This is a genomic window from Spongiactinospora sp. 9N601 (assembly GCF_044326295.1).
GTDB classification, from domain to species: Bacteria; Actinomycetota; Actinomycetes; order Streptosporangiales; family Streptosporangiaceae; genus Spongiactinospora; species Spongiactinospora gelatinilytica.
Window position 1 is genome coordinate 1 of the sequence record NZ_JBIRBB010000035.1, and the last position, 18,453, is coordinate 18,453.

The window sequence follows — 18,453 nt, forward strand, 5'->3', positions numbered from 1 at the left end:
CTTTCCGGGATCGGCGGCAACGACTGCCGACCAGGCTTCCCGGCGCACCTGCATGGAACCTATCAAGAACCGCCAAGATCGGGCATGGGGAGGTGGTGCCGGTCATCGAGCGGGGAGACGTGGTCAAGCGCCACCGCGACCTTTGCGGCACCGGTGAGCTCGGCGTGGTGTTCGTGTCGAGGGGCGAACAGCTCAGCGTCATCGGCCCGAGCGCACCCCTATGGCGTATCTCGATCACGTACCGCTTCGGCATGATTCGCGTCGGTCGCCCGGTGCCCTCTATTGCAGTTGATTCAGTATGAGCTAAAATTCATGTATTGATCAAGGATCGCCTCTACTGCGAGGCGTGCTGGTGGAGAGCCGGGAAGTCTGGTCGGCCCGTGGCGTTCGCCGTCGTGGAAGACGTCACGGAGAACACGGAGGATGTCCCGATGACCTCGCGCACTGTGTCTGTTCTGCTCACCTGCGGCATCGCCGCCGGGGTTCTGGTTCCTGTTCTGCTGTGGGGCGACGGTGCCACCCGGCCTTGGTACAGCTTGTGGCGTCACGGTGTCAGCCAGCTCGGCACCGGTGAACGCGCCTGGCTCCAGACGATCAACTTCGTCCTGGGCGGGCTGCTGCTGGTCGCCTTCGCCGTCGGCATTCGCCATGCCCTGCGGGGCGGGCGCGGTGCGACCGGGGGGCCGATCCTGCTCGCGGCGGCGGCCGTCGGCCTGGTCGTCGCCGGGCTGGTGCCCACCGACCCAGCGCTCGGCTACCCGCCCGGCATGCCCGCCGTCATCACAGCAGCCGGACGCGTCCACCAGATGGCCGGGCTCGTGCTGTTCGCCGCTCTCAGCGCCGCCGCCTATGTCCTCGCCGGGCACCCGTCCCAGTCCGGCCATGCCTGGGCCCGCTACAGCCGCCTGTCCGGGACCGGCGTCATCGTCTTCGCCGTCGCGGCCGGTATCGCCTTCCGCCTGGACGGCGCGGGCATCTGGCGACCGGCTCCGGCGGGCCTGCTGGAACACCTTTCCCTGCTGACCGGTTTCTGCTGGATCATCGCGCTGGGCGTGCGCCTGCTGCGCCGCCCTGGGTCTGGTTGGAACCGCACACCATAACCGCGTCACATTCCTGGATACGCGGACGGCGTGTGGCGGGTCTGATCTCCTCCGCAGGGAGGCGTCAACGACATCGATCAGATGCAGGACCGGTGAAGATCACCGCATGCCGGGAAGATATCGACAAGTTCGGCCGGCGTGCACACCCTCGCCAACGTGCCATGTATCCCTGACCGAGGACATAAACCGCCGCGGCGCTGAGCCCAGGGCGAAGGTCGCGCTCAGGTGCTGATCAGCCAGGCCCGCCGTCAACGGGCACCACGGCGATCGGTGTGGTGGCCCCGCGCACCGGCGGACTTCGAGGTGGGGCGCTCCCACGGAGAGGACCGGGACGAGGGCAAGCCCTAGTTTAGTCCGAGTCTAGTCCGCCGGCCGGGCCGCCAGAGACCAGAGGTCCACCGGGTTGCCGGGGAGCTGGAGCAGGTGGCGGGTGGTGTCGGGAGCGGCGATCATGACGTGGCCTCCCGGAGGGATGCCGATGTCGGCGAGCCGGGTGGCGGCGACATCGGCGTCGAGCTCGCCATCGGTTTCGAGCATGACCGTGAGACCGGGATGACGGGCGGCGGCGATCTTCCAGGGGCCGCCGCATGCGGTGCAGCGCGAGTCGAGCGTCCAGGCCGACTCGCCGGCCCGCACCTGGCACAGGTTCCGGCACCTTGTGCAGGGGGCGGCCAGGACGACGGGCTCCGACGGGACGATCAAGCCGCCCGCGGTCTGCTCGCGCACGACATCGACCAGATCGGCCACGGTACGCGGCCTGGACAGGCCCTCGGGCGCGCGCCGGACAGGCAGCGGTTCGTGCTCCCCCGGGCATTCGGGATTGGGCAGCAGATTCGACCGCTGAAACGTCGCCCGCCGGATGTCACCGGAGAAACGGCGTCCGTACGCGCTCTCGTCGCCGTGCAGAAGGTTCATGACCTGTTCGGCCATCATCCCGCCGAGCACTGACGCGGTGGACTGGATAGCCGGAATGACGTTGCGCCGCGCGGCCTCCCGCGCGTACTCGCGGCAGGACATGGAGGAGAACGTGGCCGGATTGAAGCAGCGGTAGCAGTTGGCTCCCCGCTCGCCGGAGAAGGCGGAGAAGTTGTACTCGGGCCCCGCGAAACCGCCTTCAACGAGCGGTTTGCCATGCAGTCGCGCGCGTTCGGACAGCCAGGCGCGGGCCCTGATGCCGTCGACGGCCGACACCACCACATCGGCCCAGCGGATGCAGCCGTCCCCGGCGCGCTGCACGGTCGTCTCGCGAAATCGGATTTCGGGGGACTCGGCGGTGTTGACGGCGAGCGCGCGGTGCGCGACGCAGGACGCTTTGCGGCTGCCGCGGCGTACGCGCTCGGCGGGGGACGGGAAAAACGGCGACCGCGTCGCGTTGTGGTCCTCGAACTCGTCGAAGTCGATGAGCAGGAACCGGCCGACGCCGCTCAGCGCGAGGGTCTGCAGGATGTTCTGGCCCAGCGCGCCCAGGCCCACGACGAGCACCTGCGCCCGGGCGAGTCGCGTGGGATCGTATCCGGCCAGTATTGATCGGGAATGGAGGGCGTCGTCGCTCATGTGTCCTTCGCGCAGTTGACTTTCCGGTGGATGTCGCAGCCGCACATCGCTGCCGATCGCCCGGTGCGCAGGCAGACCGCGTTGGCGTTGGTCCACTGACGGGGGTTCTCGAACCCCGGATCCGGCGGCTCCGCCTCGGCTGGCGGATTCGGGCTGGGCGGGAGCGGAGTGATGATCTCGAAGTCCGGATGCACCTCGGGGCGCTGTGCGTGATCCGGGGTGTAGCCGACGGTGTCCGTACGACCTTTACTCCCCCCGCGGATCAGCGCCCAGATCACCAGGATCACGATGATCGCGATGATCGCGATTCCCACGAGGCCGTCCATGTCCCACCGCTCCTTTGCTATCTCTCAGGCAGATCCTCACGACCCACCTCGTTCAGTGCGCGATGGCCCAAGGCACTCAGTGTGAGGATGTTCTTCTTGCCCCTGCGGATCGGGATGGTCACCTCCGGATCATGGCCGACGATCTGCCCGTCGAGGGACCAGAGGATCGGGAGGGGCGGTTCGGTGCGCGCGCGGCAGCGTGCCGAGCTTCTGTCGCTCTCGATCACGCACCACCAGGAGAGCATGGTGGGCCGGGGTCCCTCCGGTACGAAGAACGGAGTGCTCGCGACCCGAGGCGGTGCCGATGACGGAGCGATCGCGGGGCCGGGGGCCGGCCGCAGCGTTTGGAGCAGCGCCACCAGGACGACGCCCAACCCCGCCGCCACGGCGACGGTCGTGATGAGCCGCCGGAGCCGAGTGACTGACGGAGCGGGGTGCCTTTCCCAGATCCGCACCGGTCGCCCTACCGGCGACAGCGCGGGACGGGTTTCAGGCGGGGGCACTCGCGGGAGCGGGGCCTGGGCCGCGTCTCGATCCGCGGCGGGCTCGGCCGCCACGGATCCCGGGTCATCGAACGAGTCGATCTCCCCGGCTGAGTCGGGGCCCATGTGCAGTCTCGCCCAGGGAGCGCCCGCCGCGAACACGAGCAGCCCGACGTGCGAGGACTTGTCCCACATCGTCTGGTTGGCGCGGTCATGTGAACTGTACGGGCTGGCGACCTCGTGGCTGTGCCACCAGCCGACGACATCCGCGCTCGCCTCGCGTTCGGCCAGTTCCTCACGCAGCATTTGCGTGCCCTCGGGAGTGAGGTGGAACCAGCCGCGGCCGCCGGACTCGGGCGGGGCGGTGGCCATGCCGGTAACGATCAGGTACGCGCCTTGGTTGTCGCGGAACGCCCGTCCGGCCAGCAGCCCACCGGTTTCGCGCGGGGCGGCGTGGCTCGCGTGCCGCCGTAAGCGCGCCGCCACTTCGCGGTCGACGTAGACGCTCGAACTGTCGTCGACCGTGAAACGGATATACCGGCGATGGCCGCTGCGCGCACGGAACGGCACATCGAACTGCTCTCCGACGATCTCGAAGTCGGGATCCTGCCCGGACACGGCGCCCCTACCACTCAATCGACCGGCGGTCGACGATCTCGAAGTCGGGCCCCGGGTCAGGCGTATCTCCGTAGAGCCAGCCTGGCAGCGCCGGGTACACCAAGTCTGGATTCAACGCACGGCCGTGGTAGTGGTCGGCGTGGTACTTGATCGCCTCCTCGTTCCATCCGACATAGCCGGGGCCACGGCCCTTCTCGTCCCAGTTGAGCATCATCGCGACGTGAATGATCAACTCCCCGAGTGTCACATGGCCTTTTCGGGCCAGCCAGAACTCCGAGCCGATGCAGATGGGCGAGCTCCGCTGGAAGTGTGGCGACCAGGGGATGGGCTCGGAGATCAGCCAGGTCACCGGCTCCGCCAGCGGATAGTCGGCGCGGTCCAGATCGACGCCGAACACCGTCTCATCCCGGAACGTGCCAGGCCCGACCAGCGTGGGGATCCGCAGGCGCATGACATACTTGCTCGCCCAGCCGCTGTTGTCCACGCTGATGATCTCGTTGCGCTCGGCCTCCAGGTCGCCGCGACCGCGATACGCCCCGAAGTCGAACATCGGGCCGCGCATGTCGGAGAGGACGCGGAAGTCGAACCTACGGCGCTCGATCAGCTCGGCCGGCCTCATCAGCCTCGCCCCGCGCCGCTCGTCGCGTGAATGACCCGGAGGTTCGCGCCGTCCTGGATCCCCGCGTCGGCCAGGCTCTGCGTGTCGTGCAGCAGGTTGTTGGAGCGGGTGTCCTGGAGTTTGTACTGGCCCACGTCGTCGGCCTGCGGAATGAACCCCGCGTTGATCATCTGCTGCACCAGCCATGCCGCTGAGGAATCGCGCGGCACCTTGACCAAGAGAAGTTGTGACGGGTTCGTGGGATGCAGGAAATTGATAAGAGTCTTGTTATCCACAACTCTTTCCCGGGTTGTCTCGGCGGATTTCATGGAGGGCTCAGGACGGGGAATTCCGGCTCTACGGCTCCGGCCCGATCCATCCGAGGATGTCGAATTCGCTGTCGTGCCCGGCGTGTGCCGGGCACCTGGTGCCATTGCCCGCGGCGGCCTCGGCGCATCTGTTTCCGGACGGGTCCACGTGTCCGCAGACGGGCGCGCAGACGAGTACCAGTTCCGGTTCGAAATCCGAATCTGTGCGCCGTTCCAGAGGGAACGGCGTCGATGACGTCCGCAACTGGGAACGCCTCACCGCCCGCGCCAAGCGCCCGTCCGCCTGAGGCGCCCCCCGCATGGACCGGCCGGAACGCCACCACGCCCTCCGGCCGACCCCGCCAGCAGACTCCAAGGGCTGCTGTTCATGTGTGATCAGGAAGGGCAGACCTCGCGCGGGCGCGACCGAGAGGATCTCCGCCAGTTGCGAATGCGTGGGCTCATGGCCCCGCACGACGAACTTCTCGGGCCTGTTGGACAGGACTCGGATCTCCTGGTGCGCGATCGCGACGAGGGTGGGGGCGGCGGACTCCGGCAGGTCGGCGAAGAACCAGGCGCAGAGTTGGTAGACACCTCTGCTCAGCTGCAACCGGAGACGATCGCCATACCGAACCGGGATACTGTAATGCCACGCGTCGCCCCGCCGCAGCCCGACCATGACCACTGAAGGACGCGGCCCATGACCCGCTTCGAACTCGGCGTGCAGCTCGCTGGCCGGAGGTCCCGAAGTGGGAGCGTGTGTCCGCAGCGGGCGCCAGAAATATCGACGGCGAAGCTCGTCGATCCCGAGGGCGAACATCGCCTCCAGGAGAGCCTTGACGATTAAGTCCATCCACCCCGCCCGTAATAGTTTGTGCAGTGCCTTTCCTCGGAGGTACCGTCCCGACGACGGGCCACCGTTCCCGCTCGGTCGGCTCGTCGCATTCGCCGGCCGGCCGAAGGCCGTCGCTACACGGTCCAGGAGCTGGTGACCGGCGGGTCCTCGTTCCCGCTCGGCCGATCTTGCGACGCCGTTCCCACTAGGCTCCGACGTCGCCCCCACAGGCGGTGAGCAGCAGACCGCTCGTCACGGCGACCACCACAAGCACCGCCGCACGAATACGTATTCGAAACATCGAAAGCTTCCTCTCTTCCTCCCAGCCACCCCCGGTTCTTCTGGAGCAGCTTTCACCAGGAGACATGCGGCAACGAAAGAGAAAGTTCGCGCTGCTGTCCGTGTCTCGATAGCCTCCTCACCTTGGCCACAGCGGTCAGCGCATCGCCACAGATCTGGGATGAGAAGGGACGTCAGAACGTTCTTCCCTAGCTGTCCTGCGGGAATGTGGGTGGGTGGAATATCCTGGGACGCACCAGGGCGTGGCGGGGACATCATGTGAGTGGGAGAAGCGGTCATGAAGCATGCTGAAATGGGCAGTTTGGCGGCCCTTCTTCAGGAGCTGAAGGACCGCACTCCCTACAGCTACAACGCTCTCGCCAAGCGGCTGCGGATGAGCCCCTCCACGCTCCATCGGTACTGCAACGGCACTACCCTGCCCGCCGATTACGCTCCCATCGAGGGCTTCGCCCGTCTGTGTAAGGCCACCCCCGCCGAACTGGCCGAGTTACACCGTCGATGGGCGCGGGCCAACGCACTCCGCGCAACCTCCGCGCCGGCAGCTCCCGTCACCGGAGATGCGGAGACCGACTCCCGGCGCACGGTGCCGCTCGCCGACCGGCCGGACGGCGCGGTCCCTCCGGGGTCACCCGGCCCGGGCGCCTCCCTGCGGATCCGGCGGAATGCCCCATGGGACCGCCGCACACGTCGGACCGTTGTCCTCAGCGGATTGGCCCTGGTCGCGGGGGCCATTCCCACTGGCATCTGGCTGGCTGACAGCACACGCGTACCCGAACCCGTCGCCGCGTGGCCGCTCGATGAGAGACCCGGAGCGCAGATCGCGAAGGACGCCGCGGGCAGCTATGAAGGCACCGCGACAGCGGTGCGCTGGGGCGAAGGCAGCGACGGGGCCGCCCGGTTCGACGGTCGCGGCAGTCGGGTGACCACCGCCGGGCCGGTGCTCAAGACCGGCCCGGGCCACAGCTACACCGTCTCCGCCTGGGCATGGCTCGACGTCACCGTGACCCCGGCATTGGATTTCGTCACCGTCGTCAGCCAGTCCGCCGGTAACCTGACCGCTTTCTACTTGCAATACTGGAGGAATCCAAATCGCTGGGCCTTCTCCGGGCCCTCCACCAATGCCGAGTTTCGTGTGCCGTCGTCCGTCAAAGCCGTCCCAAGTCTCTGGACTCACCTTGTCGGCGTTCATGATAGGCACATGTGGACTCTCTACGTTGACGGGAAACAGGCGGGCTCGGCCGAGGGCGAGGACGTTTCCGCGTCCGAGTCAATAGCGGACCAACTGATCATTGGAGGCGCGCGCGATCACGGCCATACGTACAGGGACCACTTCCCCGGCAGCATCAAGAATGTCCAGGTCTTCGATCAGGCCCTTACCCTGGACGAGATCAAAGCGCTCGGCCGACCGCGATAAGAAAGCCCGACGGAGTCATATTCGAACGGTCCCTGTCGGCGGCCCCCGGCCCCCGGCCACCGATCGCCGACTCCCGATCCCACAACAGCGTCCTGATCACCCAGCCGATCGACCTCCTCCTGCAGGGGTGTCGATCTTCTTGTCTCGCGGGTCGGCCTTGGCCCGTCCAACCGGCTGGGCGAGCCCCTGCCTCGCACCCTGATCGCGGGCCGTGCGCCAACTGGAGATCAGTGAGGAGCACAACGCCCTCCCGGCGCATCGAAGCGCCCTCGCCGGCCTTGTCGAGCTGGTCGTACTCCTGCGGGATCCGCGCTTTGTAGGCCGCGCTCGCCCTCAGGGACGGCGTACCCGTCAAGGTCGTACAGGAACGACTCGTACACGCCAATCCGTCGATCACCATGAACATCTACGCGCACGTCATCAAGGGCATGCGGGCGGAAGCCGCCGAGACCGTGGCGGCCTTGTTCGCCTGAGACAGATCACGCGCGTTGCCACCCCGCGTTGCCACCCCGGCAGGGAAACAAGCCCTCTGAGCTGGGCTTATCCGAGTCGCCTAGGCCCGATCAACACCGGACGGGCATGCCCATCGCTATTCCCGGCTCCATGCATCGTGTCCGCGTTGGCAGCGGGATCAGGAGTGTTAGGAGGTCTAAAGATGATCAGTCCGTTGTCGCCTGGTGGGTGGGAAGGGCGTAGCCCCGCCCAGTCGCTGGGACCGGTGTATCGCCGGCACTGGGAGATACATTGGGCGCCATGACTGCCCGGCCTCTGGAGCCCGCAGGGCCACGCCGACCCCGGTGAGGACCTAGCGGCGATCTTCGATGCGCTTCCGCCGGCGTACCGTGCCCAGTTCCGTGCCGAGTATGACGAGGCTCTGGACGCCGCCCACGACCTGGCCCGCTTCAAGCAGGTCCAGCTGATGTCCTGGTCGGGTCGTAGGAGCAGGCCGTGGGGGTCGTTGAGGTTGCAGGTGAAGTGCTGGTAGAGGCAGAGGCAGCCCTCCGGGCACTGGTCGAGCCCCCTGCCCGGCACGACCGCCGCGTCGGCGTGGGCCTGGGGACGGCCAGCAGGGCCATCGGCAGGGCGGTGAGGGTGGTGATGAGTGGTGCTCGCTTCTTCATGGTTCTCCCGTCGGGTGGGGGCGCTCGCGCGCCGGGGGAACCGTCAGACCGGAGGCGGCATCGGACGACATCACATCCGTTGCTCTATGCGGTTAGAGCGACACGATGAGCAATTGCTTGCTAGACGAGTCGCTGGGCCGTGACGGCTAGGGCCGGGGCCGTGGCTGGGACACCGGTTCGGGGCCGGGGTGCGGGAGCGACATGCCGGGGAAGAGCCGGGCGGTGGCGGCGGGTAGGTCGAGGTGGCCGTTCAGGCAGCGTTCGGGGCGGCCGTGGGCTTGGTCCGGGGTGCAGGGGCGGGCGGTGGCCAGCAGCGTGGCGCCGACCGCAAGCGGGTCAGGTGTGTGGCCGAAGTGGCGTTGCAGGCTCACCAGGAGTGCGGCGGTGCCGGTGACCAGGGCGACGGCAGTGCAGGTACCTTTGCGGGGCTTGACGCCGCCGTCGCCGGGGGTGGCCCCCAGCACGGCCTCGCCGAGGGCGGTTACGCCGTGGCCGGCGTAAGCGGGGCCGTGGTTGCTGAAGTAGAACATGGCGCCGTCGGCGCGGTGCGCGCCGACGGCCAGGACGCCGGGCAGCAGGGCGGGGGCGATGGCGCAGTGGCCGTAGTCGTTGCCGGCGGGCGCGGTGATGAGCACGCCCGCCTGCATGGCGTGGGCGATGGCGCGTTTGAGCAGCGGGTGGGCGTCGTCGGAGGCGGTGTGGTGGGCCAGGGTGTACTGGATGACGGCGGCGCCTGCTTCGGTGAGTTCTTCGATGGCGCGGGCGGCCGACAGCGGGTCGGGGGGCTGGTCTTCGTCGGCCGGGACGGGCAGGAAGACGGCGCGGCAGCGGGGGGCCAGGCCGGGCAGGACGGTGCCGGGCTGTCCGGTCAGGACGCTGGCGGTGAAAGTGCCGTGCTCGCGCATTCTGTCGTTGGGTGGGGTAGGGGGCAGCCACCACGGCAGGCGCGTCTCGACGTGCGCGCCTGCCAGGCAGGGATGGGACAGATCAGGTGGGCCGTCGACGACGCCGATGACCACGCCGGGATCGCCGAGGGTGTGCCGGTGGACGGCGGTGATGCCGGGCACCGCCTGGGCGGGATGGCGGGCCGCCGGCGTGGCGGCAGGTGGTGCGGCCGGGCCGGAGGCATCCCGATCCCCTTTGTGCTGGGCGGCCTCGCCCGGCGGCAGTGATCGTGGTGATGGTGGGGTGGTGGGGGGCATCGGGCGGGCGCTCCTGGAAGGCGGGTGCTGAGTGCGGGGTGCGGGGTGCGGTGCGGGTATCTGTCCGGGGGCCCGCGTTACCGGGCCGACAGCTTGGCCTGCTCATAGCCGGGCAGGCGGTAGGCGGCCGGGTCGCCGGTGTTGGCGCCGTACAGCAGCCACAGCCACACCCGTTGGAGGTGCTCGGGGGTGTGGGGGGTCAGCGCGATGGTGGTGTAGGGGTCGATCGGCACTTCGCGGCGTACCGGTGGGGGCTGCGGCGGCAGTAGGGACATGACCGCGCTCTCCTTCCGAGCGGGGGTGGGTCAGGCTTCGGGCCAGGAGCGGACCGGGCCGAGAGTGACCGGCAGCACATCCTTGACATCGATGGTGAAGCGGTAGACGCGCTTGGCGCGGCGGCTGTTGTCGGGGTCGAAGAAGCGGAGCTTGACGTCCCAGCAGTCGCTGTCGGGGCGGCCGTAGGGGCTTTTCTCGGTGTCGATGTCTTTGAGGGCCATGCCCTTGCCGAGGGCTTCGGCCAGCGTCTGGCGGGCCTGGACGGCGTTGGTGGCGGCGAAGTTCAGCGCGCGGTCGCGGCTGGTGGCGCCGAAGTTGCGCAGGTCGTAGTAGATGCGCTGGAGGAAGTCGGCCACCGCATCTTGCAGCCGGTCGCGTTCGGGTACGGCGCCGGGCTGGTTGTGGGCGGGGACGTCGCATTCGGCGACCACGGCGTTGGCGAGGCCGGCGACCGACCAGCCGTACAGGCCTCGGGTCAGATTGATCTCGATGACCGGGAGGTGCTGGCCGTTGAACAGGCGGACGGTACGGCCGGGCAGAGTGCCGGGCACCGAGATCCGGTCGACGAACTCGACGTCGTCGTCGGCCAGCAGTTGGCGGTGAAGGAACTCCACCAGCCGTTCGTACACGCCGGGGCCGTACCCGCCGACCGGCTCGATCGCGTAGATCGGGGTCAGGTCGAGGTTCAGCGTCCAGATCAGCGGCGTGGCCTCCGACGGGTTGTCGCGCAGGTAATCCACCATCTGCCGGGGGTCATACGGGTTGGCTGGCAGGGGCACGCCGTCCACGTCCACGGGCGGCATGAGCTGCTTGAAGGTGTCACGCCGGGCTTCGGTGCCGAAGTCGTAGCCGAGCGTGCCGAGGGCGTAAACCAGCCGCGGCGCCGTCGCGGGCTGCTGCCCGGCCGAGGGGATCACTCCGCCGTCTCGCCCTCCGGCGGGGACGGCCGTTGTCGGGGCAGCCGCCGCCAAGGTGACAGGCGTGGGGGAGGCGGCGGCGTGCTCGGTAGCACAGCCGCACCCGGCTCCATCTGCCGCCGAGCACACCGTTGAGCCCATCACTGGGGCCGGGCCGCAGGAGGGCACCACCGCGGCGGTCTGTTCCCCGGGCTCCCCGAACTCCGTCTCGGCCGCCGGGAAGGCTGCGGCGGAGTTCACAGCGGAATTCGAGATGGAGGCCGGGGCGATGGCGGGGATGGGGGGCGAGGCGGGGGTGGAGGTGGTGGTCACAGCATTCACCGCTTTCGTGATGTTGAGTGTTCCGGTCAGATACCGCGCGCAGGCTGCATCCCGGTCCGTTTCGTGGCTTTCGCTGGCCCGCTCGTCTTGGCGCCGCTCTCGGCCGATGAGCGGGTCGCAGGGGTCGGCGGTGGCGCGCAGCACCTCGCCGATCGCGATCAGGTCCGGCTTGCCGCCGTCGCGGAGTCGCAGGGCGGCCAGCAAGACGGCCACGCCGACGACGATCGGGGCGGCCAGGCTGGTACCGCTCATCGTCGCCCTTCCGCCGCCGGGCACCGCGACCGGTATCTCGTGGCCGGGCGCGAGCAGGCCCTGACGGCGGCTGATCGGCCCGAAGTTGCTCAGCGGCAGCGGGCGGCCCGCGTCGTCGCAGGCGCCGACCGCCAGCACGCCGGGCAGCGCGGCGGGCACGTGGTCGCACAGGCAGCCGTCGTTTCCGGCGGCGGCCACCACCAGTACGCCCGACTCGCGGCAGCGGCGCACCGCCCGCGACAGTGCGTCTTCGGCCTCACCGGCATCGACGAGCTGACCGCCGCTGATGTTGATCACCTGTGCGCCGGCATCCAGCGCCAGGTCGATGGCACGGGCCAGGTCCAGTTGAGAGACATGGCGCCGCCCGGTGAAGACCGGCACGCTGATCGCCCGGCAGCGGGGTGCGACCCCCGCCACCCCGGCGACCGGTCCATTGTGCCGGGCGATCAGCACACTGGCCACAGCCGTTCCGTGCGCGGAGGCCGCATCGTCGGTGGAGCCGCCCGGCAACAGCTCGGGCAGTTGGGTGAGGTTCGCCCCGCCGAAGACCGGATGCGTCATATCGACCAGGCCATCCACGATGGCCACCGCGATCCGGTCATCGCCTGTGGTCAGCCGCCACAGCTCGGCCAGGCCCGCGATCGCCGAGACCTCGCCCATGCGTACGCCTTTCCGGAGGTAGTGGGTCTTGCCCTGGTTGTCGGCGGGTGAGAGGGTGAGCGCCCGCCAGGCGCCGGCGCTCACCCCTGGTGGTCGGCTACTCGTCGCCGTCGCCGGCGAACGGGACCCAATGGGTCCCATAGTTGGCCTGCTCAACGCTCGCGGTGCCGGTCGCGGGAGCGCTGGTGACGGTGCGCTGGATCGGGGCGGTGAGATGCGGAATGAACGTCTCCGTCATGAGAACAGTCCCTTCTGTTATTGGCCTCCGCCGCCATCTGGGCGCCTGCCGAAAGCGGCGACGAGGTGGCGCGGGCGTGAGTACCGGCACGCGACCCGCACCTGCCGACTTCTACACGTCGCCGTCGTCGGCGAACGGGTTCGGGTTGAACAGGCCGGTGGGGTCCTTGAAGGACTGCTCGACGCCCAGGTGCTCCACGGCGGCGGTGCCGCTGACCGTCCGCTCGACCGGGGCGGCGAGCACCGGCATGGTGGTGTCTGTCATGGTGTGAACCTCCTGCTGGTGGCGGGCGCCCTTCACCCGCCTCATGGCTGATGCGACGCGAGGGCGAGGAAGTCGACCAATGAACCGCCCTGTTCCGGGCGGGCTCCGCGCCCACGACTAGCTACTTAAAGTAGTTTTGTGAGTACACAAAGTAACGTGGCGTGAAGGTGAGGCGGCCCTGGCTTGCTGGCACGGAAATGGCGTCGCCTGTCACGTGTGCCTAGCGCCGGTGCGTAGGCCCCATTCGCCACCCAGTCGTGGCGGACCGGCTGACGCTACCGCAATCTTCCTTAGCGGATAGTAGTTGATTGAGTACTCTGAGTTTCAGACTGGGGTGATCAGATCCCAACGAAGGGAAATACTCATGAGCCCGGCGTCTCTGGCCCGGCACATCGCCACCGCCACCCTGGCTCTCGCACTTATGGCCCCCACCATCCCCTGCCCTGGATGTTACAGCGGCGACTTCTGGCCGGCGGTGCTCCGCCGCTAGCATGCGACCGGCCTTCGATGGCCGGCCGAATGGGTGATCAACCGACCGCGCGGCTACAGAGGCTCCTACGATTTCCGCTTGCAGGGCGGCGGCGCACCAAGCCCCGATCGTGGTGGGGCCCACGACCACGCATAGGCGTAAACACCGCGATCCGACGCTTTCCCTTTCCGATGCCCGTGAAATCAGCCTGGGCTTTCCACGCCATTGGCAAGCGACTCGGGCTACCCGCCCCAAGGGAGCACAGATGGGCCACGGCCACCCCCACCCCGCCCCAGAACAGGACGAAGCCGGTGCGGACGTCCCCCCGGCGCTCGATCCGTCCGTGCCCGACGGCGAACTCCCGCCCGCCGATGCCTCCCGCCGCCGCTTCCTGCGCGGGGCCGGGCTGCTCGGCGCGGGCGCCGCCAGCACCGTGCTGGCCGCCGCCCCGGAGGACCCGGCGGGCGCCGACGCCAAGGGCGGCTTCCGGTGGCTGGCCGGCGACCACCACGTCCACACCCAGTACAGCCGCGACGGCCAGTACCGCGTCATCGACCATGCCCGGCACGCGCGCGCCTGCGGGCTGGACTGGATGGTCGTCACCGACCACGGTGACCCCGCCCATGCCAAGATCGGCGTGGAGAAGGTCAACCCGGACATCGTGGCCGCCCGCAGGCGACTCAAGGACCTGCTGATCTACCAGGGCCTGGAATGGAACTGCCCGGCCGCCGAGCACGCCACCGTCTTCGTCCACCCCGGGCGCAACGAGGTGGCGGTGCTCAAGGAGTTCGAGAACGCCTACGACGGCGAAGTCAAGAACGCCACCGGCTCCACCCCCGCCAACGAGGCCCTGGCCATCGCCGGGATCAAGTTCCTCGGCGAGCAGGTGCGCAGGCGCCGCGTCCGGGACGCGCTGTTCCTGGCCAACCACCCGGCCCGGCGCGGCGTCGACTCGCCGCACGAGATCCGCGCCTGGCGCGACGCCGATCCCCACGTGGCGATCGGCATGGAGAGCGCGCCCGGCCACCAGGCCGCCGGCCTGCCGGAGTCCACCTGGCGCTACAAGGCCCGCGGCCTGTACTTCCTCAACCGGACCGACGCCTCGTTCCCCGGCTACCCCCCGGAGAGCTACCGGACCTGGGGCGGCTTCGACTGGATGACCTCCACCGTCGGCGGACTCTGGGACAGCCTGCTGGCCGAGGGAAAGCCGTGGTGGATCACCGCCAACTCCGACTCGCACATCGTCTACCTGGACACCTCCCAGCGCGGCCCGGGCGGCGACTTCGACCGCGACGGCAAGCACCCCGACCCTGTGTACGGGCCGCCGCGCACCGACGGATTCGACTACTGGCCCGGCCAGTACACCCGCACCCACGTCGGGGCGACGTCGTTCGGCTACCGCGCGGTGATGGCGGGGCTGCGTGCGGGGCGGGTCTGGGTGGACCACGGCGGGCTGATCAGCGGCCTCGACGTGCGCGCCCGCCAGGCCGGTGACCGGCGTGGCGGCCACGGCACGCCGCTGGGCGGGGTGCTTCGGGTACGGCGCGGCGCGAGCGTGGCGGCGACCATCGAGATCGAGCTTGCCGCCACCCCGAACTGGGCGCAGTTCGTCCCGAGACTGGCGCGGGTCGACGTGATCAGCGGCCAGGTGACCGGCCCGGTCACCGACCGCGACACCTTCACCGCCCCGACCGCCCGGGTGGTCAGGTCCTTCGAGGTCGGCAAGGCCACCGGACGGGTGTCGTTCACCCACTCCTTCGGGCGGGTGGACGAGCCGTTCTATTTCCGGGTCCGCGGCACGGACGGCAAGCGCAGCGCGCCGGGCCCGATGGGCGCCGACGTCGATCCGTTCGGCCCGGCGATGGACGTCTACGGCAACGCCGACCCCTGGGAGGACCTGTGGTTCTACGCCAACCCGATCTGGGTCCTGCCGAGCTGACCCGCCCCTGCCGTACCAGAACACACATATCACCCGCCTCCATGGCCTTGACCGGACCGGAGTCCTGATGCCCATCTGTACCGCTCATCTGCTTCGTGTCGTCATCGCGGCTTTGGCGGCCACTGCGGCCGTGTGCGCACCCACCGTCCCGGCGGTTGCCGCCCCGACCGCCCAGGTGCACATCGACTCGGCCCGCGCAGTCGGCGGCAACGCCGCCGTACAGGTCACCTACACCTGCGACGCCTCCGCCACGACCGGCCTGTACGTGCACATGCAGCAGTCCAACATCCTCGGAGCGAGCCGCGCCGTCGCATCTTGCGACGGCACTCCGGCCACCACGCGTGTCCTCATCGCTCCGATCTTCAGCGACACGATGTTCCACTCTGGCTACAACGCGACGGTGGCCGCCCAGTTGTTCACCGACACCGGCGACGTCCTTCCCCTCGAAGTCGCCCACCACTACACGACGGCACCACTGGGGTGATGACCGGTCGCGGGGGGTGACGACGGTACCGGCAACGGGCCGGCAGAACACCACCCATCTCGTCCACCAACGAAACGAGGAGATGAATGCGCATCAGGCTGGGAATGTGGCGAACGGCGGGGCTGCTCGCCGTACTTCCCCTCGGTATGGGGACGGCGCGGCGGAGGCACCTCGCTCGGCCGCGGTGCAGGTCGAGATCATCCGTGACCTCGGTGAGCAGGTGATCCCCTTCGGCAAGACCGTCGACGGCACCACGGTGGGCGGGCTCTCCGGCCTGGGCCATGACCCGAAGACCGGTACGTGGTACTTCATCACCGATGACCGCTGGTGCCACCAGGCCCCGCGCTTCTACACCGGCAAGCTGACCTTCGACGCACAGAGCGGCAAGCTGAGCGACGTCGAACTGACCGCCGTACCTGGCTGACCCAACACGACGGCGCCTCCTATCCCAAATTCGGCGAGAAGGAATCACCCGACCCCGAATCCATCCGATTCGACCCGGCCACCGGACGGCTCGGCACCACCAAGGGTCCTCGGCCGTCCTCCCGGCCGGGAGGGATGAGCGGGCATGGAGTCAAGAGATCGGGCGGTGCGTCGTATTCGTGTACAACGCTCGGGGGCGTTGCGGTATCGGTGGGTATCGCCGTGGTCGTCTCGCTCCGTCACATGCACGAGTTGTGCCTGCGTCATGGTGAGGACCATCTGGCGGCGGTGCTCATTCCGCCAGCGGTTGATAGCACCATCGTGGTCGTCTCCATGTCGATCTTGCTGGCGAATCGGTACGGCAGACGCGGCGGAGCGCTGGCCCGGACGTTGCCGCTGCGGAACCCGCCCCCAGACTTGACATGACCTCGTTGGGGTATGACTTCGCAAGGGCCTGGCCGGTACCTGCCGGACGCTGGCAAGCATGGCGTCTCCGTCCAAGCGTTTCTTGACCTGTTCACTCGCCTCGGCTTCGACGATGGTGACGTCCAGCACGCACCGCTCCCGGCGGGCGGCGAGGCGGTCCAGCGCATTCTTTACGGGCCGTTGTCGATGGGCGATGCGGATACGGCCGCGGAGTAACCGGCCTGGGACGGGCAGGGAGGGCGAAGAGATCACGAATGAGCTGCAAGAAACGCTCCGACAAGGAGAAAGGGGGGACGCCCCGGTGCCGAGGCGTTCCCTCTTCCTGTTGTTGGCGCTGTCGAGAACATGAAGGGCGGCAGTGCCTTACACGGGATCGGTGTTGGTGGGGGTGCAGTGGTAGCCCAGGACGGCGGCGTCCGGGCTGGACAGGGCGGCCTGACCGGAGGGCCATCCGGGCTGTTCGGGGCGGCAGGTGTAGGCGGTGCCGCCGGTTTCGGCGATGGTGAAGTCGCCGTGGATGAGGCCGTCGGTGACGGCCCCGGGCGCGGCGGTGCATCCCGCGCCGATCACGGCGCTGTTGCTGAGTGGGGTGATGGAGGCGCAGGTGTAGTCGGTGCTTTGGGCGTGGGCGGCGGGCATGGCCGCGGTTGTGAGTGCCAGGGTGGCGGTCAGGAGCGCGGCGGGTACGGCGAGCTTGGGCAGGCGGGCGAGCCGGGAGAGCATGGCAGGTCCTTCCAGGTTCGGTGTGGTGGTACGACGGTGTGGGGGGTGTGGGGTGTCAGACGTTGGCGATGGGGGCGCAGCCGTCTCCCAGGCGGACGGTTCCGGGCGGGCAGGCGTGTTCGCCGATGGCGCCGGCGTAGCGGGGATTGATGATGAGGGTGCCGTCCGGGGTGAGGAGCAGGGGCGGCGCGGGCGGTTCGGCCGGGGCGGGTGCGAGGTCCTGGGCCGGTGCCTTCGGGGGGGCGGGGTGGGTGGCGGCTGGCGGGCGTGCCGGTGCGGGGGTGTCGGGGTGCGCGGGGGCGGCGGCCATGGCCGGGATGGCGGGGATGGCGGTGGTGGCCAGGATGCCACCGGTAATGGCCAGCGTCGCGGCGGCGCGGCGCAGGGGGATGGTCATGGGCATGTCGTCTCTCCTGGTGTCGGGTGATGGGGTCGTAGGTGTGGTGGGTCAGGCGTAGGGGCAGTCGGCGATCTCGGGTGGGTCGCAGTGGCCCTTGGCCGGATCGTTGTGCGGGTTCTTGTCGGGGGTGTAGTGCAGTTGCCGGGGAGTGATCGGGCAGGGTACGACGGAGGCGTGGCCCTGGGTGCAGGAGATCCAGTGCGTGCACAGCGTGGGGTGGCGACGCCGTACGCCGTCCTGGCCTTGGCACTCGGAGGCGTTGATGCCGGCGGTGCGGTGCGGGGCGCCGGCGCCGGGCAGGGGCATAGGTGACCGGCGTTCGGCGTGGCATGCGGCGTGGGCGGGCGATGCGGTGAGGACCAGGAGCGTGGCGACCGTTACGGCCGGGGCCCGTCTGGGGGAGATCGTCATGTGGCGCGTTCCTGGTGAGCATCGGCGGGGAAGGAGCGGGCCGCCCGCCCCGTCATGGTCGGGGGCGGCAGCGGCATGGGTCAGGGGTTGTCCACGCCGATCCAGTTGATGTGGAAGTTGTAGCGCTGGGCGTGGTCGGGTCCGGTGGTCTGGGTGTCCCTGTAGTGCTGGATGTAGACGCGAAAGCCGGTGGGGGTGGGGTTGTAGATGGCGCTGGCGCCGACGTAGTCCCACATGGTGCCGTCACCGGCCAAGGAGGAGGTGTAGATGGGGGTGCCGGTGAAGCCGGCCGAGGAGGTGTCGACGTCCAGGTAGATGCCGCGGCCGTTGTTGCCCCAGCCCTGGCCGGGTGGGGTGGTGCCGGAGCCGATGCGCAGTGCGGGCATGACGTG

Annotated in this window: 23 protein-coding genes; 8 read left to right on the forward strand and 15 right to left on the reverse strand. The window is 69.1% G+C overall.

Annotation, left to right across the window (positions count from 1 at the left end; translation table 11 throughout):
• Positions 1–302: hypothetical protein (locus ACH34R_RS42835; protein WP_397567359.1), on the forward strand; the 302-nt coding region annotated here is incomplete at its 5' end.
• Positions 303–431: 129 nt separating this feature from the next.
• On the forward strand, positions 432–1,100 hold the full coding sequence (locus ACH34R_RS42840; RefSeq protein WP_397567360.1) for a DUF998 domain-containing protein: 669 nt from the start codon (positions 432–434) through the stop codon (positions 1,098–1,100).
• A gap of 360 nt (positions 1,101–1,460) precedes the next feature.
• On the opposite strand, the gene ACH34R_RS42845 is transcribed toward ACH34R_RS42840, so the two are convergent.
• The 6 genes from ACH34R_RS42845 to ACH34R_RS42870 are packed head-to-tail and all read right to left on the reverse strand — an operon-like array spanning position 1,461 to position 5,839.
• The gene (locus tag ACH34R_RS42845) at positions 1,461–2,654 is read right to left on the reverse strand and encodes a HesA/MoeB/ThiF family protein (protein WP_397567361.1); all 1,194 of its coding nucleotides are present in this window, start codon (positions 2,652–2,654) and stop codon (positions 1,461–1,463) included.
• Positions 2,651–2,980, reverse strand: coding sequence for a hypothetical protein (locus ACH34R_RS42850; protein ID WP_397567362.1), 330 nt, complete (start codon positions 2,978–2,980; stop codon positions 2,651–2,653). Before ACH34R_RS42850 ends, ACH34R_RS42845 begins: the two co-directional genes overlap by 4 nt.
• A 17-nt stretch (positions 2,981–2,997) precedes the next feature.
• A complete protein-coding gene (locus ACH34R_RS42855; protein WP_397567363.1) occupies positions 2,998–4,080 on the reverse strand; it encodes a Mov34/MPN/PAD-1 family protein in 1,083 nt (360 codons plus the stop codon).
• Between the two features lie 7 nt (positions 4,081–4,087).
• Entirely contained in the window at positions 4,088–4,642 is a 555-nt protein-coding gene (locus tag ACH34R_RS42860; protein ID WP_397567364.1) for a hypothetical protein, read from the reverse strand.
• A gap of 56 nt (positions 4,643–4,698) precedes the next feature.
• Positions 4,699–5,007 carry a hypothetical protein gene (locus ACH34R_RS42865; protein ID WP_397567365.1) on the reverse strand — a complete coding sequence of 103 codons (309 nt, stop codon included), beginning with the start codon at positions 5,005–5,007 and terminating at the stop codon, positions 4,699–4,701.
• A 28-nt stretch (positions 5,008–5,035) separates the two neighbouring features.
• Positions 5,036–5,839 carry a hypothetical protein gene (locus tag ACH34R_RS42870; RefSeq protein WP_397567366.1) on the reverse strand — a complete coding sequence of 268 codons (804 nt, stop codon included), beginning with the start codon at positions 5,837–5,839 and terminating at the stop codon, positions 5,036–5,038.
• 559 nt (positions 5,840–6,398) lie between these two features.
• Between ACH34R_RS42870 and ACH34R_RS42875 the strand changes: the two genes are divergently transcribed.
• Both ACH34R_RS42875 and ACH34R_RS42880 read left to right on the forward strand, forming a co-directional pair.
• Positions 6,399–7,535: a LamG-like jellyroll fold domain-containing protein gene (locus tag ACH34R_RS42875; RefSeq protein ID WP_397567367.1), complete on the forward strand. Its 1,137-nt coding sequence runs from the start codon at positions 6,399–6,401 to the stop codon at positions 7,533–7,535.
• A gap of 757 nt (positions 7,536–8,292) precedes the next feature.
• Positions 8,293–8,520, forward strand: coding sequence for a DUF6247 family protein (locus tag ACH34R_RS42880; RefSeq protein ID WP_397567396.1), 228 nt, complete (start codon positions 8,293–8,295; stop codon positions 8,518–8,520).
• Between the two features lie 282 nt (positions 8,521–8,802).
• On the opposite strand, the gene ACH34R_RS42885 is transcribed toward ACH34R_RS42880, so the two are convergent.
• From ACH34R_RS42885 to ACH34R_RS42905, 5 genes are all read right to left on the reverse strand, one after another.
• Positions 8,803–9,858: a S8 family serine peptidase gene (locus ACH34R_RS42885; protein ID WP_397567368.1), complete on the reverse strand. Its 1,056-nt coding sequence runs from the start codon at positions 9,856–9,858 to the stop codon at positions 8,803–8,805.
• A 77-nt stretch (positions 9,859–9,935) separates the two neighbouring features.
• Positions 9,936–10,133 carry a hypothetical protein gene (locus ACH34R_RS42890; protein ID WP_397567369.1) on the reverse strand — a complete coding sequence of 66 codons (198 nt, stop codon included), beginning with the start codon at positions 10,131–10,133 and terminating at the stop codon, positions 9,936–9,938.
• Between the two features lie 30 nt (positions 10,134–10,163).
• Entirely contained in the window at positions 10,164–12,368 is a 2,205-nt protein-coding gene (locus ACH34R_RS42895; protein ID WP_397567370.1) for a PatA/PatG family cyanobactin maturation protease, read from the reverse strand.
• Between the two features lie 13 nt (positions 12,369–12,381).
• Positions 12,382–12,522 carry a hypothetical protein gene (locus ACH34R_RS42900; protein ID WP_397567371.1) on the reverse strand — a complete coding sequence of 47 codons (141 nt, stop codon included), beginning with the start codon at positions 12,520–12,522 and terminating at the stop codon, positions 12,382–12,384.
• 111 nt (positions 12,523–12,633) lie between these two features.
• The gene (locus ACH34R_RS42905; protein WP_397567372.1) at positions 12,634–12,786 is read right to left on the reverse strand and encodes a hypothetical protein; all 153 of its coding nucleotides are present in this window, start codon (positions 12,784–12,786) and stop codon (positions 12,634–12,636) included.
• Between the two features lie 734 nt (positions 12,787–13,520).
• On the opposite strand from ACH34R_RS42905, the gene ACH34R_RS42910 reads away from it, so the two are divergent.
• The 4 genes from ACH34R_RS42910 to ACH34R_RS42925 all read left to right on the forward strand — a co-directional run bounded on the left by ACH34R_RS42910 (position 13,521) and on the right by ACH34R_RS42925 (position 16,527).
• Positions 13,521–15,194 carry a PHP domain-containing protein gene (locus tag ACH34R_RS42910; RefSeq protein WP_397567373.1) on the forward strand — a complete coding sequence of 558 codons (1,674 nt, stop codon included), beginning with the start codon at positions 13,521–13,523 and terminating at the stop codon, positions 15,192–15,194.
• Between the two features lie 67 nt (positions 15,195–15,261).
• Positions 15,262–15,678, forward strand: a complete 417-nt coding sequence (locus ACH34R_RS42915) for a hypothetical protein (RefSeq protein WP_397567374.1) — start codon at positions 15,262–15,264, stop codon at positions 15,676–15,678.
• 184 nt (positions 15,679–15,862) lie between these two features.
• Positions 15,863–16,102, forward strand: a complete 240-nt coding sequence (locus ACH34R_RS42920; RefSeq protein ID WP_397567375.1) for an esterase-like activity of phytase family protein — start codon at positions 15,863–15,865, stop codon at positions 16,100–16,102.
• A 134-nt stretch (positions 16,103–16,236) separates the two neighbouring features.
• The gene (locus ACH34R_RS42925) at positions 16,237–16,527 is read left to right on the forward strand and encodes a DUF2637 domain-containing protein (protein ID WP_397567376.1); all 291 of its coding nucleotides are present in this window, start codon (positions 16,237–16,239) and stop codon (positions 16,525–16,527) included.
• Between the two features lie 363 nt (positions 16,528–16,890).
• Here ACH34R_RS42925 and ACH34R_RS42930 read toward each other — a convergent pair whose 3' ends face one another.
• The 4 genes from ACH34R_RS42930 to ACH34R_RS42945 form a co-directional block, all read right to left on the reverse strand.
• A complete protein-coding gene (locus ACH34R_RS42930) occupies positions 16,891–17,250 on the reverse strand; it encodes a hypothetical protein (protein WP_397567377.1) in 360 nt (119 codons plus the stop codon).
• 55 nt (positions 17,251–17,305) lie between these two features.
• Positions 17,306–17,653: a hypothetical protein gene (locus ACH34R_RS42935; protein ID WP_397567378.1), complete on the reverse strand. Its 348-nt coding sequence runs from the start codon at positions 17,651–17,653 to the stop codon at positions 17,306–17,308.
• A 45-nt stretch (positions 17,654–17,698) separates the two neighbouring features.
• Entirely contained in the window at positions 17,699–18,061 is a 363-nt protein-coding gene (locus ACH34R_RS42940) for a carbohydrate-binding module family 14 protein (RefSeq protein ID WP_397567379.1), read from the reverse strand.
• 80 nt (positions 18,062–18,141) lie between these two features.
• Positions 18,142–18,447 carry a hypothetical protein gene (locus tag ACH34R_RS42945; RefSeq protein ID WP_397567380.1) on the reverse strand — a complete coding sequence of 102 codons (306 nt, stop codon included), beginning with the start codon at positions 18,445–18,447 and terminating at the stop codon, positions 18,142–18,144.
• Positions 18,448–18,453: the final 6 nt, after the last annotated feature.

Coding starts and splice junctions, on each gene's coding strand:
- ACH34R_RS42945 (WP_397567380.1), bottom strand. CDS start 18,447: ATGCCCGCACTGCGCATCGGCTCCGGCACCACCCCACCCGGCCAGGGC.
- ACH34R_RS42925 (WP_397567376.1), top strand. CDS start 16,237: ATGAGCGGGCATGGAGTCAAGAGATCGGGCGGTGCGTCGTATTCGTGT.
- ACH34R_RS42870 (WP_397567366.1), bottom strand. CDS start 5,839: ATGGACTTAATCGTCAAGGCTCTCCTGGAGGCGATGTTCGCCCTCGGG.
- ACH34R_RS42845 (WP_397567361.1), bottom strand. CDS start 2,654: ATGAGCGACGACGCCCTCCATTCCCGATCAATACTGGCCGGATACGAT.
- ACH34R_RS42885 (WP_397567368.1), bottom strand. CDS start 9,858: ATGCCCCCCACCACCCCACCATCACCACGATCACTGCCGCCGGGCGAG.
- ACH34R_RS42905 (WP_397567372.1), bottom strand. CDS start 12,786: ATGACAGACACCACCATGCCGGTGCTCGCCGCCCCGGTCGAGCGGACG.
- ACH34R_RS42840 (WP_397567360.1), top strand. CDS start 432: ATGACCTCGCGCACTGTGTCTGTTCTGCTCACCTGCGGCATCGCCGCC.
- ACH34R_RS42930 (WP_397567377.1), bottom strand. CDS start 17,250: ATGCTCTCCCGGCTCGCCCGCCTGCCCAAGCTCGCCGTACCCGCCGCG.
- ACH34R_RS42915 (WP_397567374.1), top strand. CDS start 15,262: ATGCCCATCTGTACCGCTCATCTGCTTCGTGTCGTCATCGCGGCTTTG.
- ACH34R_RS42910 (WP_397567373.1), top strand. CDS start 13,521: ATGGGCCACGGCCACCCCCACCCCGCCCCAGAACAGGACGAAGCCGGT.
- ACH34R_RS42850 (WP_397567362.1), bottom strand. CDS start 2,980: ATGGACGGCCTCGTGGGAATCGCGATCATCGCGATCATCGTGATCCTG.
- ACH34R_RS42940 (WP_397567379.1), bottom strand. CDS start 18,061: ATGACGATCTCCCCCAGACGGGCCCCGGCCGTAACGGTCGCCACGCTC.
- ACH34R_RS42900 (WP_397567371.1), bottom strand. CDS start 12,522: ATGACGGAGACGTTCATTCCGCATCTCACCGCCCCGATCCAGCGCACC.
- ACH34R_RS42860 (WP_397567364.1), bottom strand. CDS start 4,642: ATGCGCGGCCCGATGTTCGACTTCGGGGCGTATCGCGGTCGCGGCGAC.
- ACH34R_RS42890 (WP_397567369.1), bottom strand. CDS start 10,133: ATGTCCCTACTGCCGCCGCAGCCCCCACCGGTACGCCGCGAAGTGCCG.
- ACH34R_RS42935 (WP_397567378.1), bottom strand. CDS start 17,653: ATGCCCATGACCATCCCCCTGCGCCGCGCCGCCGCGACGCTGGCCATT.
- ACH34R_RS42865 (WP_397567365.1), bottom strand. CDS start 5,007: ATGAAATCCGCCGAGACAACCCGGGAAAGAGTTGTGGATAACAAGACT.
- ACH34R_RS42875 (WP_397567367.1), top strand. CDS start 6,399: ATGAAGCATGCTGAAATGGGCAGTTTGGCGGCCCTTCTTCAGGAGCTG.